Annotated in this window: 15 protein-coding genes and 1 tRNA gene; 9 read left to right on the top strand and 7 right to left on the bottom strand. The window is 43.4% G+C overall.

Annotated features, from left to right (window positions below):
* The first annotated feature begins 105 nt into the window (after nt 1–105).
* The 7 genes from AC1DCV_RS24965 (at nt 106) to AC1DCV_RS24935 (ending at nt 6,518) form a co-directional block, all read left to right on the top strand.
* The gene (locus tag AC1DCV_RS24965; RefSeq protein ID WP_477025716.1) at nt 106–633 is read left to right on the top strand and encodes a DNA-deoxyinosine glycosylase; all 528 of its coding nucleotides are present in this window, start codon (nt 106–108) and stop codon (nt 631–633) included.
* A gap of 21 nt (nt 634–654) precedes the next feature.
* The gene (locus AC1DCV_RS24960; protein ID WP_477025715.1) at nt 655–1,635 is read left to right on the top strand and encodes a hypothetical protein; all 981 of its coding nucleotides are present in this window, start codon (nt 655–657) and stop codon (nt 1,633–1,635) included.
* 60 nt (nt 1,636–1,695) lie between these two features.
* Nucleotides 1,696–2,130 carry a hypothetical protein gene (locus tag AC1DCV_RS24955; protein WP_477025714.1) on the top strand — a complete coding sequence of 145 codons (435 nt, stop codon included), beginning with the start codon at nt 1,696–1,698 and terminating at the stop codon, nt 2,128–2,130.
* Between the two features lie 305 nt (nt 2,131–2,435).
* Nucleotides 2,436–3,179 carry a hypothetical protein gene (locus AC1DCV_RS24950; RefSeq protein WP_477025713.1) on the top strand — a complete coding sequence of 248 codons (744 nt, stop codon included), beginning with the start codon at nt 2,436–2,438 and terminating at the stop codon, nt 3,177–3,179.
* Between the two features lie 1,265 nt (nt 3,180–4,444).
* Entirely contained in the window at nt 4,445–5,314 is an 870-nt protein-coding gene (locus tag AC1DCV_RS24945; protein WP_477025712.1) for a helix-turn-helix transcriptional regulator, read from the top strand.
* A gap of 84 nt (nt 5,315–5,398) precedes the next feature.
* Entirely contained in the window at nt 5,399–5,710 is a 312-nt protein-coding gene (locus AC1DCV_RS24940) for a MoaF-related domain-containing protein (RefSeq protein ID WP_477025711.1), read from the top strand.
* A 49-nt stretch (nt 5,711–5,759) separates the two neighbouring features.
* Nucleotides 5,760–6,518, top strand: a complete 759-nt coding sequence (locus AC1DCV_RS24935) for a nuclear transport factor 2 family protein (RefSeq protein ID WP_477025710.1) — start codon at nt 5,760–5,762, stop codon at nt 6,516–6,518.
* A 99-nt stretch (nt 6,519–6,617) separates the two neighbouring features.
* On the opposite strand, the gene AC1DCV_RS24930 is transcribed toward AC1DCV_RS24935, so the two are convergent.
* Nucleotides 6,618–6,701, bottom strand: a tRNA-Leu gene (locus AC1DCV_RS24930).
* An 84-nt stretch (nt 6,702–6,785) separates the two neighbouring features.
* Nucleotides 6,786–7,190 carry a carbohydrate-binding protein gene (locus AC1DCV_RS24925; RefSeq protein ID WP_441577174.1) on the bottom strand — a complete coding sequence of 135 codons (405 nt, stop codon included), beginning with the start codon at nt 7,188–7,190 and terminating at the stop codon, nt 6,786–6,788.
* A gap of 248 nt (nt 7,191–7,438) precedes the next feature.
* Here AC1DCV_RS24925 and AC1DCV_RS24920 point away from each other — a divergent pair, with 248 nt between their 5' ends.
* Both AC1DCV_RS24920 and AC1DCV_RS24915 read left to right on the top strand, forming a co-directional pair.
* Nucleotides 7,439–7,711: a hypothetical protein gene (locus AC1DCV_RS24920; protein WP_477025709.1), complete on the top strand. Its 273-nt coding sequence runs from the start codon at nt 7,439–7,441 to the stop codon at nt 7,709–7,711.
* The gene (locus tag AC1DCV_RS24915; protein ID WP_477025708.1) at nt 7,711–8,493 is read left to right on the top strand and encodes a baeRF3 domain-containing protein; all 783 of its coding nucleotides are present in this window, start codon (nt 7,711–7,713) and stop codon (nt 8,491–8,493) included. The genes AC1DCV_RS24920 and AC1DCV_RS24915 overlap by 1 nt, the downstream gene beginning before the upstream one ends.
* 79 nt (nt 8,494–8,572) lie before the next feature.
* On the opposite strand, the gene AC1DCV_RS24910 is transcribed toward AC1DCV_RS24915, so the two are convergent.
* From AC1DCV_RS24910 to AC1DCV_RS24890, 5 genes are read right to left on the bottom strand one after another with little or no spacing between them, the layout of a single operon-like run.
* Entirely contained in the window at nt 8,573–9,640 is a 1,068-nt protein-coding gene (locus tag AC1DCV_RS24910; RefSeq protein ID WP_477025707.1) for a glycoside hydrolase family 76 protein, read from the bottom strand.
* A gap of 14 nt (nt 9,641–9,654) precedes the next feature.
* Entirely contained in the window at nt 9,655–10,800 is a 1,146-nt protein-coding gene (locus tag AC1DCV_RS24905) for a glycoside hydrolase family 76 protein (RefSeq protein ID WP_477025706.1), read from the bottom strand.
* A gap of 8 nt (nt 10,801–10,808) precedes the next feature.
* Nucleotides 10,809–11,930, bottom strand: coding sequence for a SusE domain-containing protein (locus AC1DCV_RS24900; RefSeq protein WP_477025705.1), 1,122 nt, complete (start codon nt 11,928–11,930; stop codon nt 10,809–10,811).
* A 25-nt stretch (nt 11,931–11,955) separates the two neighbouring features.
* The gene (locus tag AC1DCV_RS24895) at nt 11,956–13,563 is read right to left on the bottom strand and encodes a RagB/SusD family nutrient uptake outer membrane protein (RefSeq protein ID WP_477025704.1); all 1,608 of its coding nucleotides are present in this window, start codon (nt 13,561–13,563) and stop codon (nt 11,956–11,958) included.
* 19 nt (nt 13,564–13,582) lie between these two features.
* Nucleotides 13,583–17,065: a TonB-dependent receptor gene (locus AC1DCV_RS24890; protein WP_477025703.1), complete on the bottom strand. Its 3,483-nt coding sequence runs from the start codon at nt 17,063–17,065 to the stop codon at nt 13,583–13,585.
* Between the last annotated feature and the right edge of the window lie 41 nt (nt 17,066–17,106).

The raw sequence follows: 17,106 nt of genomic DNA, 5'->3' as shown, positions 1-17,106 counted from the left end.
ACGGGAATTGGACGGCTACAATTTTATACGCACCAAGAGAATGTTTGTCAAGTGATCTTTATAACTTCTTCGCCTTTTGCATAGACAATTTTATATTTAATTTAGATGATAGATCCTTCACGAAAATATTGTCTGCCGCCGGTGTTCCATGAAGATGCTGAGATACTCATTCTCGGTACAATGCCTGGTAATGATTCTATTGCCGCAGATATGTATTATGCGAATAAATCGAACCATTTCTGGAATTATATTTATCGCATTTTACAACCAGATTACCCAGTCTGCAAGTGCTTCGATATGACTGTGCCCAAGGAAGATAGATACGAGCTCTTGAAACGCAATAAAATAGCGGTTTGGGATGTGGTTTCTGATTGTTTGAGGGGTGGAAATCTCGATAGTAAGATCATAGCCCCCCGGTTTAATCCTATTGCTGATTTCGTAAATCGTAGTAATATAAAGGCCGTGTTGTGCACAAGTGTTAAGTCTCGGCACTTTTTGAAAAAGTCGGAACAAGATATCCTGATCAAGATTCCCATTGAGTTGATCGGCTCATCATCTTCTTCCAGGTGGGATAATCCTTTTGAAACAATGCACTATTGGAGTGAAATCATCAATAAGTATCTCTCTTTATAACATTTAATTTCTGTAAAACACATGAAGGACTTTAGACCCTCTGAACTTCAGGCTGAATACTATGTTCAAAGTGTACTTTTAAAGGCCGGTATTTTAAATTGCAAGCCTAACTTTGACCAGCATGGGGCAGATTTACTGATCGTTGACAGCCTTGAGAGTAAAATTCCCCATATATTGAATGTACAGTGTAAGTACCGCAAGATTGCCGCAAATAAATCCAGCAATATTGAAATACCTATTGAGTATGTATCCGATCATTTCCTTGTCTTTGCCTATGTAGTAGATGATCAAAACAATGATCAACTATTTGTATTCTTTCCTGAGGATGTAAAGAGCTGGAATAAGGATGAGCGGGTATATAGGCTTACATTGACACAAAATAAACTGCCTGATTTTGCCAATAAGCTGTTCAATGAACAGAATGTGCAGCGGATAAGAATGTTGTTGTCAAAACAGCCGGTGAAAAAGTTTACGACCCTTGTTATAGATGGCGTTTTTCTGGAAAAGGTAATACCTGAGGTGATCGAATTGTACCGGGATATTTACCCTGATTTGGGAGTACGTGATATGAGTTTGGATGATGTAGTCACACAGATATTAAAATGCTACAACAGGTACGATAAAGCCAACGTACCAATTAACATAGCATTGTTTTCGAGCAAGCACCACAACCTTGCAGGTCTTATGCAGTACGGGCATGATGCCTACTATAAATCTGAGCATGTGCCTGGGGCTACCTTTTATATATTTGAAACCGGAGAGATCATTAGTTTCGAGGTGGTAGAATATCTGGAGAGAGTAATTAATTCAGATAACGTAATTCTTGTAGCAAATGATATTAGCTATGAGACTCCACTGATAGCACTCAGAGAAAAGGGCATTGACATTACGTTGGTTACCCTGCAAGAGGAATTAGGCGGGCAGATCTTTTCGGGTACTACCTGGGGCGATATTGTATATCCCTTAGCTATGGCTCTTGGCGTACCGCGTCAAGATTTATAAATTCAATACTTAACAGAGTATGAAGACTTTGATTCTGATTGCTGGAGATAAAAATTTATAATGGAAGACAGCATTTTTAAGAATTTGGCTCATGGAGCTGATGGATATTTTATCATGCTAAACGGACAGGAAATTGATACTGGATATAAACCAGATGTGGTGCTCCGCAATGGTGGTGATGAATATATCATCATAGAAAGTGAAACGGGTACTAACCGCAAGGCTTTTTTAGGCAATATGATGAAGGCTGCAAAATACCTTTCAGGAACCAGAAGTGGTATTGCTGTATTAGTGATAAAAGAGCATAGTAATACAACAGTAGAACAAATATACAGACACTTGATCCCTTATTTTAAATGGATCATGCCGCTTACCAACATAACCGCCGTTTACTTGATTAATGCTGAACACTACTGTGTGGACGCTGTGCCGTTGAAGTTGCTGGCTCCGGAGTTTCTAAGCTGTGCAAGAGTGATCAGTCGAGAACAGGTTTAGGGATGATATAGTACAAGCCAATATATTGTCTTTATGATATAAGTATAATGATCAATGTATTCTATCAGTACTTTTATTACACCTGTTGATTTATCCTTGCGGGATCAAGCCGAAAACACGGGGAATATCTTTTTTCGATATTCTCTAAATGCCAATACACTCGTATTTGTCATTCTCAAATACCTACTGCACTATCTTTGAATATTATACAATGCTCCATACACTCCCTTTAGCCAATCTTCAATCTGCCCCGAAAACCCGTTCCCCGAATTACGTTATATTTATAGTAATCAAAATAATCTCCCATGGCAAAACAAATGTCTATTATTCCCTTTACGGGAAAACTCGGCCCTCTCATTGGGTATAAGCGCAATGGCAACTACTTCCTGCGCAGCATGCCTGAAAGCGTGCAGCAAACGGCTGCTACCCGCCGCGCATCCCGTCGCTTTGGCATCGCCAGCAGGAAAGCCGCTTTTATCCGGCATGCTTTCTACAGCAACCTGGATATCCATTGCGACGGTGGCCACATCAATCGGCTCAACAGGCTGCTCATTGCTGCCGGCGACCATCATGCGGCCATAGCAGGCTTCCGCTTCAATCAGCATACCGGAGTAGATCGTTTTTTTCCGGTGGCTCCCCGCCTCTTGAGTAACGGGATATTAAATATTCCAGCACAAACCATCGACGGGTATAAAGGTATTGCTGCCCTCGAAGTAAAAGTGATCGCAACGCGTATTGATTTTATATCACGTCAGGTGGCAGGTAGCGAAACGGTGACGCTAATGATAGAGCCGGATACCACTTTCCAGGAAACAAATGTTTCGCTCGATGTACCCGGAGAGGGTTCACTGGTAGTGGTTTTCCAGGTAAGAGCCATGTACAAAGATGGTCCGTCCTGCAACAGACAACATATGGCAGCCGATATTATTGCAGTGGTAGCGCCACAGGTACACAAATATGCTCATAAACGTACTTACCCCAAGCGGACGAAATTGCTTCCCAAACTTATCTATACACACGCATATCCAGCTGTTATTCAACTGGAATAAAGCTAATTTGCCACCGGAGATATTTTGATGAATAAACCCTTTATACCTGCTTCCTTTAAATAGTAAATCTCTTTCCGCAACTACAGCCTGGCACTGAAGCGGCCCTCCTATTGCCATTTCCGACCTCCATCCGTCTTCTGATGCAATTTCACTGGGGTTATACATCCGGAACTCATCCCCGCATCAAGTCCACCTCTGCTGCGCTGTTACTATAGGTACATAGCGGGTGCTAAGCATAGGCTCGACGGAGTCTACATAATGAAAATACACTTTTGTAGGTAATGTTGACTATAATGATGGGGGTTCCTAAATGCACTTAAAATTTACTCTTACCTGCAATATTATGGAAACTGATAAAAGAAGCAGGGAAAAACAAATCAATAATAAAACCCGCCACTCCCCAGTAGGATCAAAACAATACCCACAAATAAAATAGAAAATTTAAGCGCTTTACTTTGCTTGATTCCATTGGGATTACTATCGGTAAACTTAATTTTCATGATTAAAAATTAGACTCTATTAAGAAAGTTTTCAGGAAATATTACGCTACTATCCATAGCTATCCGATAAGGTGAAGCCAATACAAATTATGAATCGGGATCTTTCTCCAAAATAAAACTGGACAAACCTAAGTTTATCCATTCTTGTGCCCACTAGGGGAACATTATCGAACCAATTTTTATTGATTATAAAGAAATTAGGCAAAGTATGTCAAATGAATTATTGTGACGTTTGATAAAGGGTTACAATATCATCTCCGCCAAAAGAAAAACACACTCTAACATCGGTTTTACTTTTGGTCAGACAAGCATAGAATCCTTTCACCTCTCTTTGGTGAAAAAATCTACCAGTCTCTAACCAAGTTATGAGTAGTGCAAAATATCATTTAGAACTAGCAGTAGCCATTTCGCTTTTAATTTTCTATTCCACAGATACTTTTTAATAATGAAACCATTGAGTTCGGCAAGATGGGAGCAATACAATCGGAACTTCCATATGAAATTCATTAGCTGGCATAAATGACACGTCAGAGGTTGGCTATGTAAATGCTTTCATGGCACAACAATTCAATCCATCAACAATGTCCTATCACCAATAGGCGAGTTTGTGTTCAATTCCGGGTCTGTATTCAGCTTTTTCATATAGTATCTGGCGATGCATCGGTAATAATGACCGTATCACAAGCTACAAAGATGTATGCCTTATAATTATTATTTTTGAAATCAATTGATTCCTGCAAGCAAGTAGTTAAAAAAATACTGGAAATGACAGCAAATATTAAAAAATATACCTTCAAAGAGAGTCTTCCACAAGAGTTTGAAATTGTAGAGCTTGCTGAATTTTATGGAAGATTGAAAAGTATAATAACCACGGTACACCGGGCAAGGTTTTATCATGTAATCTGGTTTCAAAAAGGAAATCCGATACATTCAGTGGACTTCAATCCTGTAAGCATCAAACCCAATACACTTCTTTTTTTAAACAAAAACACGGTTCATGCGTTTGATAGTAAGAATCCGTTTGATGGGCGGGCGATTTTATTTACCGACAATTTCTTTTGCAAGACAGAAGCCGACCATAAGTTTTTGCGGGATACTATTTTGTTCAATAATTTATTTCCCGTTTCGCAAATTGAAGTCGGGCATCAAGCGAAGATATTTGAAGGTATATTTCAACAAATAATTAATGAATTGCAAAATGAAAAAGACAGTTCGCAAGACGAGATCCTGCAAAACCTTCTTCATAATTTGCTTTTACTTTCTGAGCGGGAAAGGATAAAACAAAATATTATTGAGTTTAAAAAAGGTCCCGATCTTGATTTTGTCATGTTGTTTAAAGATGCCTTAGACGCAAATTACAAAAGTGAAAAACTCGTAAGCTTTTATGCTAAAAAAATACACATTACAGAAAAACGTCTTAATCAGGCTACAACAAAGCTTCTATCCCAAACCCCCAAGGAGTTTATTGATGATCGGGTTATGCTGGAGGCAAAACGGCTTTTAGTGCATACCACCGAAAGCATAAAGGCAATTGGCTTTGATTTGGGTTTTGATGAGCCGACAAACTTTATTAAATATTTCAAGAAACTTAGTCATTCAACCCCTACTGAATTCCGGAAAAAATACCGGGACTAAATGTATCATTTAAAGTAGGATTTTCACCTTTCTAACGTGTTTCAAAGTTCAGACCTTTGGCTTAAAATATAAAGGCAAAAGAAGATGGAAAATAAAATTGAGATTATTGGAAAGAAATTCAAAGCCGATTTTGGTAATTATGCTTTTGAATTACATTTTGAAAGTGAAACACAGCTAACGTGGACCGCTTTGGCTGATAGCGGCTTCGGTAATTTTGAAACTGTTCAAATTACCAGAACCGAGATCAGACCTAATTTGTTTATGGTGTACTGGAAAGAAAAATCAGGCGCAAGGGTAACACATATACAGGATTTTGAAAACAATACAGTATATACCAATATTGCAGATGCCGGGCATAATTTTTTAAACCTAAAAGGGACTTTGACGCCGCTTTAAACAATTAATATAATATGTCGCATCTAAATAATAATTAAAAAATAAAAGAATGAGCAACAAACAAAATGTAGTTGAGTTACTAAAATCCATTGAAACGGGAGCTACAGAACCTATTGGATATATTAATCCAAACAAGTATGTCCAGCATAATTTAGGCGCGGCAGATGGACTTGCCGGATTTGGAGCGTTGCTCAAGGAATTGCCTAAGGATTCTGCAAAAGTAAATATCATAAGAGCTTTTGAAGACGGCAATTATGTTTTCACCCATGCCGACTATAATTTTTTCGGCCCAAAAATCGGTTTTGATATTTTTCGTTTTGAAGATGGCAAAATTGTAGAACACTGGGATAATTTGCAGGAAACAAGTGGGCCAAATCCAAGCGGACATACGATGACAGATGGGCCTGCAACAAGTGCGGAGGCCGATAAAACGGAAGCAAACAAGGCCTTAGTACATAGTTTTGTAGACGACATCTTAGTAAATGGACGAATGGAAAAAATCACGGTATATATTGATGGTGATAACTATATTCAACACAATCCTCAAATTGGTGATGGCTTGTCGGGATTAGGAAAAGCACTCGAATATATGGCCTCGCAGGGTATAGCTATGAAATACAGCACTATTCATAAAGTACTGGGCGAAGGTAATTTTGTATTAACAATAAGTGAAGGGATGTTTGCAAGTAAGCACAGTTCGTTTTATGATTTGTTCCGCGTAGAAAACGGAAAAATTGTCGAGCATTGGGACACTATCGAAGAAATTCCGGCAAAAGAGAACTGGAAAAACAATAATGGTAAATTCTGATCCATTTATTCTTTTTTATTTTTCATATCAACTTGATAAAAAATATACGTTAATACAAAGAGGACGTCTCATAAATATTGAGACGTCCTCTTTGTATTGTGCCCAGAACTGGATTCGAACCAGCACACCCTTGCGAGCGCTGCGACCTGAACACAGTGCGTCTACCAATTTCGCCATCTGGGCAACTGATATCGTGTCAGGGGTTGCAAATATACACACCTATTTCTTTTCACCAAAAAAAATATCAAACTAACGTAAATGGCTATATTAATAATTGTAGATGAAGCCAAAAGAAGTGATGCTAAATGGCATGGCGCCCTTTGCTACGAGGTATAAATCATGCACGCCTTCTGCATGTCGCAGGTTACCCGTTAATTTCAATGCGTAGGTACTATCACCTGTATAGGGTATTTCCAGGGTCCCGATAATTTTCCCTTTGGGCTTGTCGATCCGGAATTCAATACGCGCATTACTCTTTTTATGTTCAGAGGCGACTTCTACCCGGAAACCAATTTCACCCAGACTTAAATTCACCTGCGCAAAACTCAGGTAGCTCCCCTCCTTCATCTGGAACTCTGTTGCCCGATTGCCTTTTTTAGCCGGCGGCACTGCCGTCTGTCCATAAACAGACATGTGCACAAAAGCAAAAAACAGCAATATCATCAGCCTCATAGGGATAGGATAGGTTTCGTCTACTCTTTTTACAGGGGAACAGGAATAGCTGTTCCCGGTGATAAATTAATAATAAATATCATAAAATTAAGGAATTATGTAATATTATAGCAAAATAATAACGTGAACTGATGAAAATCAGCCGAACGGGTGATACTTGTCATGAATGGCGCAATGCTTGCATACTACCTTTACCAAACAGTTAAACATTGTATTCAACTGTTTGTTAAGCAATAAAAATGGAACTTATGGAACAAGCATTAATGACACTGAGTCAATACCACGGAGCACCGGCAGTCACCATACTACTCTCTACTCACAGAACTCACCCCGACAATAAACAGGACCCTATCAACCTGAAAAAACTGGTAGCAGAAGCGGAAACCAGGTTATACGACACCTCGACAAAAGGGAAGTATGGCCCGTACTGGATAAAATCAAGGCCGCTGAACTGGACATCAATCACGACTATAACCTGGATAGCCTCACCATTTTTGCGAACCACGACAGCATACAGGTAGTGAAACTCCCCGTTCCGGCTACGGACCGCGTAGTGATCAGCGACCGCTTTGAAGTACGACCGCTGCTCAAAGCGTTACAACAACAGGAACATTACTATATTCTCACCATCGCACGCCAGAAAATCAGGCTGCTGGAGGCTTATAACGATACCCTGGTAAGGGAAATACATAATGACGACTTTCCCTTCTCCAACGAATATTACACCAAAGACCCCATGAAATTACAACAGGACGCTATTGTAGATGACCTGCTGAAAGAATATTTCAATGTGGCCGATAAACAATTCAAAAAATATTATCACGAAAATCCACTCCCCGTGGTACTCTTAGGCGATACCAAAAGTATTGCTTACTACCAGGAGCAAATGGATATCAAAAAAATCGTGATCGCTACCGCCGCCGGCAGCTACGATGACACCAGCAGCCACGAAATTCTGAAGGTGACCTTCCCGCTGGTACAACAGCACATGGCCGACAAACAAACGGCAGCCCTGTCTGCTATAGGTGAGGCACAATCCAGACAACGCCTGCTGGTAGACCTGGGAGATATTTACCGGGCCGCAGAAGCTGGCGCAGCAGACACACTTTACCTCGAAAAAACCTACTTCCACAATGGTACCATTGAAGACGGCGCCATTACGGAATCAGATCAGCCAGGCGCAGAAGATGTTTCGCTGATCATCATCGACAGTGTACTGCAAAAAGGCGGTAAAGTAGTATTCATGGATGAAAATACACTGAATGCCTACCAGGGCATTGCACTGGTAACAAGATTCTCATAAACGCATGCTTCATACACACAAAACAAAAGCCCGCAGCGAGAACGTTGCGGGCTTGTTTTGTAGCGTGTAGCGCTAAATATTAAATACCAGCCAGTCTTGCGTAGATCTCTATCATCCCCGCCTGTCCCAGCAGCTCCTTTTCCGGACGGTTGCCCAGCATATTGGTGCTGCTGTCGCGATCATTCCACCACACCTTATCTGCGTATTCCTGCATAGCGTTAATATACTTTTTGTTATTATCGGCTTTATACAATGCCTCGTAACCTCTCAGCAGCACCGCATTAAACCAGTAAGAAGAATGAAAACGACCCCTCCTGAAAAACCGCTGATAGCCTCCTGCCGCAATATGCTGCGCCTCTCTTAAATACTGCACATTTTTAGTGATATGATACAGCTTTACATTGGCTTCCAGCATCGTACCGGTATTATAAGTATAGGCGGCGGAGTCAATCCGGTTGTTCTCCTCGGGTTTCAGGGCATCCCAGTACACACCATCCCCACAACGTAGGTATTTATTTACCCAGCTATACAACAGCTTCGCCGTATCGAGATAGGCTTTTTTATGCGTCGCATCATATAATTGCAGCGCCAGTAATATACCCGGACCGTTGGAGCAGGCATTTTTTGTGGTCTTGTCCCCCTCCTTCCAGTACAAACCACCACCACTCACCGTATCATAGCCTGTCATCATAAACTGGTAGATCTCCTCCCCTTTCTCCAGGTACCATTTCTTACCTGTTCTCGTATAGGCGTCCAGGTAAGCAATGCCGATCCATTGGTTGTCATCGTAATAACGGTCTTCCCTTCTTTCTTTCACCACGTACGACGCATAACCAGGTGCAGGCGGAATCGGATCATAATACTGATTAATAGCCGCTACTACCGGCAACATATACGATTTACCCGGGTTTAATTTCTCCATTTCATTGGCCGCCTGTATCAGCCCGCAAAGACCCCACAGGTCGGCATGCAGATTATGATTTTTGGTACGGTCGCTGGTTTGAATGTATAAACCGGTCTTGCGTTCATACAGATATTGATCCACTGCCTTTTGCAATACTGCCGCCCGCTGCCTGTTGCTCTGGGCACATAGCCCGCCGGCAACAAGCAAGCACCATAAGGTAACAGTCGTCTTTTTGCTCCCCATCACTGTAATTTTCGTTACTTGATCAATCCCATACTTTTGAGCCTGGCAGCGGCTTCTATCAACATCGCACCACTCAGCTGTGTCGTCAGATCGCTGCTGGCAGCAAGGGTGGTCCAGTCTTTATTAAATAATACCTGCGGGCGGGTGGTGCCTTTCATCCACAACGTTTCTGCATTCAGTTGCAGGAAATTGGCATATTTGGTAACATCTGTGCTGCTGATGCTTCCATCTGTGATCAATAACATCAGGTAGCGAACCAGTACGCCCTTGAACAAACCGCCATCTCCGGCGCCTTCATCCTTTAGGATATTGGCATTGGTAAAACCGCCACCCAGCGTATTGTTGGCTGTTCTCAGCGCATCGTTGAGGTAGCTGGCCTGACCGGTGAGTTTGTACAACTCCACACCAGCGCCGATGAAAACGCCCTGGTTATAAGTGAAGTTCCAGTTCTTGGTTACCTGCCCACTGCCATCCTGGTTAATACCATCCCAAACAAGACCGCTAACAGGATCTACCAGCACACTCTTCTGCCAGTCGTATATTTTCTTTGCCCAGGCGATATCGTCGGCGTTCTGAGTAACTCCGTACATTCTGCAGGCAATTATACAGGCGGGTGCATTAGCGGGTGTATTTTTATAGTTCTTGGATTTGTCTTTATTCCAGTGAATACCGCCGCCCCAAACATCATCCCATCCGCCTTTGATATCATTCCACAGGATCACGGCTACATCTTTGTAACGCGTATCACCCGTGGCTTCAAAAGCACGCAGGCAAGCCAGGTTCATCCACTCCATGTCATCATAAAAGTGGTTAATGTAAGTACCGCCATTCTTCACTTTCATGCCGGCCAGCAAATCATCCATACGGGATTTAATGGCAGGATCATTTTTACGTATATACGCATCCGTGAGTACATCCAGTGCGTGCGCATTAGGCCAGTAATTAAACGTGGTACCGCCGGTACTGTTCTGATTAAAATATTTTTCCTGGTTCCAGAAGTTACTGATCAACCCTTGTGTAGACGAATCTGCGATCTGCGGCCAGTTATACGCATAACGCGCTTTGCCGGCGCCCGGACCCGGGCCATCATCTACCGGTTCTTTCAAACAGGCAGTGAAGGCCAGGGTGAGCATTAATATAGAATACCGTACTATCTTCATAGCTATAATTATTTGACGATTATTTCGTGCGTGTAATTCTTGTCAGTGGTGAAGTATACATTGATATCGCAGTTCTTGGTATCTGCTTCGGTGGCAAACTTGTAGCAATAACCCCACTGGTCATTACCTGCAATAGGCCGCAGTTCCCAGAAACTTAGCGGCGTGGCGGCGGTAGGACGATTGTTATCGCTGTTGGCGCTGCCAAACCATTCTTCACCTGCATTGCCATCACTATCTTTAACGGCTAAACGGAATTTATAACGCTCATCACGACCCCATGATTCCTGCTTGAAAGTAATCAGCTGATTCTTGATACTCCAGGTACCATTACCGGCATAACTGATTTCAAATAAGAATTTGTTCAGTGGCGCAAACCAGAGCCCTATGGTGGTGACCTCTGTTACAGAAGCTGCAGCATTGTTGAAGTCCAGGCGTAAACGGTATACTTTGGTACCCGCTGTCTGCGTTCCTTCTCCCCCTTCTTTTACAGCAGTACCCAGGATAGAGTAAGTAGTAGGTGCGCCTGTATTTCTGTTGGCAAAATGATATTTACCATTTTTGAGAGAGGTGTAAATTTCATATACTCCCGGTGCGGTGGATTTCATCTTCAGCGCTTTTGACAAATCAGCGCCTGCTTCAGTTGCTTCGCCTGTCAGAAATACATCTGTAGGAATTTCAGCAAAGCCGTTAGGTCTTTCTACTTCTATGAGTTTCGTTTCCGCTGCCTTCTGGATATTATATCCTTTTGCTGCCAGCACTGTCCACTTCAGTTTACCCGTAGCCAGAGACGCAATGCCTGCTTTACCAGCAATGCTGTTCAGGTCTTTGTGAGATAAGGTAAGTTTGTTCTGTACGCCACCACCATCGGATGCGAATTTGGCAACAGGATTGGAAAAGTCTCCATTCTCTTTATCAAAAGCTACTTCATAGATCACCAGTGAACCATCTTCTGCACGGGCCTGATCCCATTCAAAGCTCAACGTAGCACTGGTGGCAGGTTGCAGCTTGATGTATTTATTGTCCAGCGGTGCGGTGAGTTTCGCTACCGGCTGCATATTGGTATTGAGTGTGTAGTCTTTTTTGCAACTAAACAATATAACACTCAGTAAGATGATTAAATATTTTTGCATGTTATTACAGTTTTAGGTGGAAGGATTACCAATCTTGGTTTTGTGAAAGATTTTTATTCTGATCGCGTTCAATGGTAGGTATAGGCCACAGGTAATGTTTGGGATTGGTAAACAGCCTGTTTTCTACGATGATATATCCGTTAGGATCTTTATTGAATGCACCGGAGGTTACTTTGATCCCTCTTACAGGTCTGTTCATGACTATGTCCGATGTTTTCCAGCGGCGTATATCCCATATACGTAACCCTTCAAACGCAAACTCAGCACGTCTTTCACGGCGGATGACAGTTTGCAGTTGTGCCTGGCTCAACGCCCCGTTAAACTGCAGCGCACCGGCATCTGTAAATCCTGCACGGGCACGCAAAGGCTGAATAGTCTGATTCCATATAGCGGCATTCATCTGTCCCAGTTCATTTTTTGCTTCTGCATACATCAGCAATATATCGGCGTAGCGGATCAGGACCAGGTTTAAACCGGAGGCATAGTTGGTGGCTGCGCGGTCGTAGTATTTATAGAAGTAATAACCGGTAGGTGAAGCACCCTGGTCATCTACGGTGTTGGTAGCAGGTGTTGACCCTGGCTTGGTGAGGATCGTTTGTACTACACCACTGAAGTCTGTCACCCTGGAGCCATCATGCAAAATGGTCGCTTCAAAACGTGGATCCCTGTTGATATAAGGATTGTTTTCATCATACCCGGAGCCGGCCTCGCCGATAGCTTTACCGTTGGTCATGATGTAATCATTTACCAGGTCCTGTGTAGGCACCAGCACGCTTCTCAGGGCAGCAATGGTTTGCGGCATAAACTGACGTTGCTTGTCGTATGTTCTGGCGCCACCATATTCCAGGTCCAGGATTACCTCACTGTTGTATTCATTGGCTACGGTAAACAGGTTGCTGTAATTACCAAACAGGGAATAAGTGCCGTTATCGGTTTTTGTAATCAGTTGTTCGCAATCTGTTACAACACCCTGCCATTCGCTACGGAACAGGTGTACACGGGCACTCAGGGCTACTGCTGCGCCACGGGTAATGCGACCACGGTCATTCTGCGACTGCTGCAGATTGGTAGGCAGGTCTTTCTGAATATCCGCCAGCTCTGTCAATACAAATTGCTGAACAGTATTTTTATCGGTGCGGCCAATGGTACGTGACTGATCTATCGTAATCAGATCGGTGTAAAATGGCACATCACCATACCAGGTGCTCAGCTGGAAATAGGCATAGGCACGGATAAAACGCGCTTCTGCGATGATACGGCGTTTCAGCGTGGCATCCATATTGGGTACCCGATCGATGTTCGCAGTAACGGTATTACAACGGCGGATAGTCGTATAATAATAAGGCCAGGTATCCACTACACGGCCATTGGCGCCATCGTAACCACCGTTGGCAATCGCGGTAACATTCAATAACCCACCACCACTATTATAGGCATTGTCACTCAGTGCTTCATCTCCAAAAAAATAATCATCTTTTGAAAGATGCTCGTAACAAGCGGTCAATGCATCCAGCGCATCCTGTGAATCACGCCAGTAGGCTGTTTCGGTAAACTCCCGCGTAATGGGCTGGTCCAGCTTACGACAGCCAAACAATCCCGCGGCGACTAATATTGATAAAACTAATTTCTTCATAACAATGATTGTTTAGGCATCAAAACTTTACATCCAAACCAAAAGCGAAGGTGGCTGCATTCGGATAATTACGGCCGGCAATGGCGTTGTAATTATTCATATTCAGCTTATCATCGAACTGCGTAAACTCAGGATCTACCCCCAGCTCACGGAATCGTTTAGGCATAATCGTTATCAGGTTCTGACTGGTGAAATATACCCTTACGCCCTGCATACCGGCTCTCCTCATTAAGGAGGCGGGCAGGTTATATCCTATCTGGAAATTTTTCAGACGCAGGTATTTGGTATCAAACAACCAGTAATCGGAATAGGCGAAGTTGTTGGCATCAGCAGACCCGATGGTCAAACGTGGATAAGACGCGCCCGGATTGGTAGGTGTCCAGCGGTCCAGGTGCTGCACCATTGCGTGGTCTTCATTGTTATGGAAGGCTTCCACGATATCGCCGCGCATGAACTGTGTTCTTTTACCCACTCCCTGCCAGAACATCGTCAGGTCAAAGTTTTTCCAGCTTACATTGTAAGTAAAGCCGAAAGTATAACGGGGGAAAGGATTACCGAATACATAGCGGTCGTTTTCATCGATCACACCATCTTTATTACGGTCTATGTATTTCACATCTCCCGGCATTACCTGCTGATTGTAGGCAAATGGTACTTTAGGCGCATTTTTTATATCGTCCAGGTTCTGATACAAACCATCCGATTTGTAGCCATAGTAAGATGAAATCGGGAATCCTTCTTTAATGATAAAGCTAACATCCGATCCGCGAACAGATTCCTGTCCGAATTTAATCACCTTGTTCAGGTTATCGGAGAGATTAAAACCAAAGGTGTGATGAAAAGCACCGGTGTTGGCGCGATACGACAATGCCAGCTCCCAGCCTTTGTTATTTACCTTACCTACGTTTTCCAGCGGAGCGGATGTACCGGCAGTTCCGGGAACCGTCTGGAACAGGTAAATCCCATCGGTCATCTTACTAAAATAATCGAAGGACGCGGTTAACTTACCGTTGAAGAAATCTGCATCCACGCCATAGTTGCTCATGGTGGAGATTTCCCATTTCAACAGGTCATTATAAGTAGAAAATGTATTGCCCGGGGCAATAGAATTATTAAATGAATAGTTAGCGTTGTTGATGGATACTCTCGACAGGTAGTTGAACCCACCAATGTTGGAGTTACCCACCTGACCCCAGGAATAGCGCAGTTTGAAATTGCCTATCCTGTCTTTCACCTCCTGCATAAAGGCCTCGTCTGTCAGTCTCCAGCCCAGCGAAAATGCCGGGAAAAACTGCCAGCGATGACCCGGTGCCAGCTTGGAAGAGCCATCATAACGCCAGGTGATTTCCGCCAGGTATTTATCATTATACGCATAGTTCACGCGACCAAACAGGGAATTAAGCGCATACAGATTAGGATTACGCAAATCATTATAAGTGCCTATATCCTTGTAATCGTAAGTACCATCCGGCTTGGGGATATAACCGCCGCCGATCGCCCAGCTTGGATCCAGGTTGGTGGTACCATAACGTGTGGATCTGAAACCGTAGCCTTCATCTACCGCATCGCTACGTACACCCACCTGTCCTTTTACATAATGCTTACCAAAAGTATTTTCATATTCGGCAGTAGCATATACGTTTGTCGTTAGATCTTTGTATTCATCCTGCTGCGACTGATTATATAAAGGTGGTGTAGCAGTGGTATAATAAGGAGCGTAAGTAAATTTATTAATACGCTGTACGTTATTATCAATGTTGTAAACACCGGAAGCATTCAGGTTAATCTTGAAGTGATCCACCGGTGTGATCACCACATCTAACCCACCCATGAGGTTATCGATGGTTCTTGAATTAAAACCTCCGTTGGCGAGTAATGCGATAACACTGTTGCTGGTGAGACTAGGCACCACCCAGTTACCCAGCGAATCTTTTACGGCATTGGTACGGGGAACGCGCATCGCATCACGAATCAGGAAACCGATATCAGCCACCTGTGTGCGGTAGTTGGACCGGGTATATGCGGCATTGGCATTTACCTTTACATACTTACTAACGTCAACGGATACGTTCAAACGGGCATTGTATCTTTTGTAGTAAAAATCCTGCGGTACATATTTATTCTGCAGCATATTGCCCTGGTCCAGGTAGCCCATGGAAAACAGGTAGCTGCTGCTTTTGCCACCACCGGTTAAACTTAAGCTGTGGTTTTGCTGGGGGGTATATTTGCGCAGCATTTCATGCAGCATGGCGGGTTCAGAACCACGGTCATGCCAGTACTGAATATTTTCCGGTGTATACTGCGGTGTTTTACCGGAGTTCACCAGTGCTTCATTTTTCAGAGTCATGTATTGCCATGCTTCCACGTTGCGGGGCAGTGTGGTGGGCGTTTGCCAGCCATACATGCCATTATATTGTACAGAAGGGCGTTCATCTTTCTTACCTCTTTTTGTAGTAATATAGATAACACCATTAGCTGCCTGCGAACCATAAATAGCAGAAGAAGCCGCATCCTTCAATACAGAAATAGTTTCCACATCGTAGGGGTTCAGGTTCTGCAAACCGGAGGTACCCGCCTGTATACCATCAATGATCACCAGGGGGGCGTTGCCGGTTAAGCTACCCACACCACGGATGTTCATCACCATACCGGCGCCAGGTTCGGCGGTGGCCTGTTGCATAATGAGGTTAGGTGCCTGTCCCTGCAGCGCCTGGAACATGTTCACGGACGGCCTGCTGGTAATGTCTTTGGAATTCACCGTGCTGATCGCCGCGGTTACCTGTCCTTTCTTTTGCTGGCCATACGCCGTTACCACTACCTCACCAAGATCTTTGGAGTCTACGGTCAGCATGGCTACGATATTAGTTCTGCCGGCGATAGTTATTTCTGAAGAAACATATCCTATCGAAGAAAATATCAATACGCCATTCGCCGCGTTGGCAGGTATTTTCAGGGAGTAGGTACCATCTGCGCCTGTTACCGTACCGATAGACTGTCCTTTCAGGCGGATATTGGCGCCGGGGATGACTTGTCCTTTATTATCCACTACACGGCCGGTAATAATAATTTCCTGCTGCTGTTCTGCGGAAAAGGTGGTACCGTTCCGTTTTAAAATGATTTTGTTGGCAATGAATTCATAGTTGATCTCCAGTGGTAAGAGGATCATCTGTAATACATCATCCAGTTTATTATCTTTTACGTTCAGGGATATTTTCTGTGCAGCTTTAATATCATCATTAGCATATACAAACACGAGGGAAGTTTGTGCTTCGATTTTGTCCAGCACCTGGGACAGACTGGCATTCTCTACCTGCAGGCTAACCAGGTAGTTGAGAGCTGGCGGTCTTTCACGCTCCTTCGCCGGCTGATGCTGTACCTGCCGCCGCGTACCAGCCGCGTAAGCAACCTGCGCATGCAGGTCCAGCACGCTCAGTAGCGATAAACAAATTATCAGCGACCCGAAAGGTGGACGAAAAGAAGGCTTGTATAGTTCCTTTCTCATAACGTAGTGGTGATTAAAAATGAATAAATGGAAATGTTGGC

Source organism: Chitinophaga sp. 10T418 (assembly GCF_056394125.1).
The sequence above is the reverse complement of the archived record's forward strand: the minus strand, read 5'-3'. Positions and strand labels throughout refer to the sequence as shown.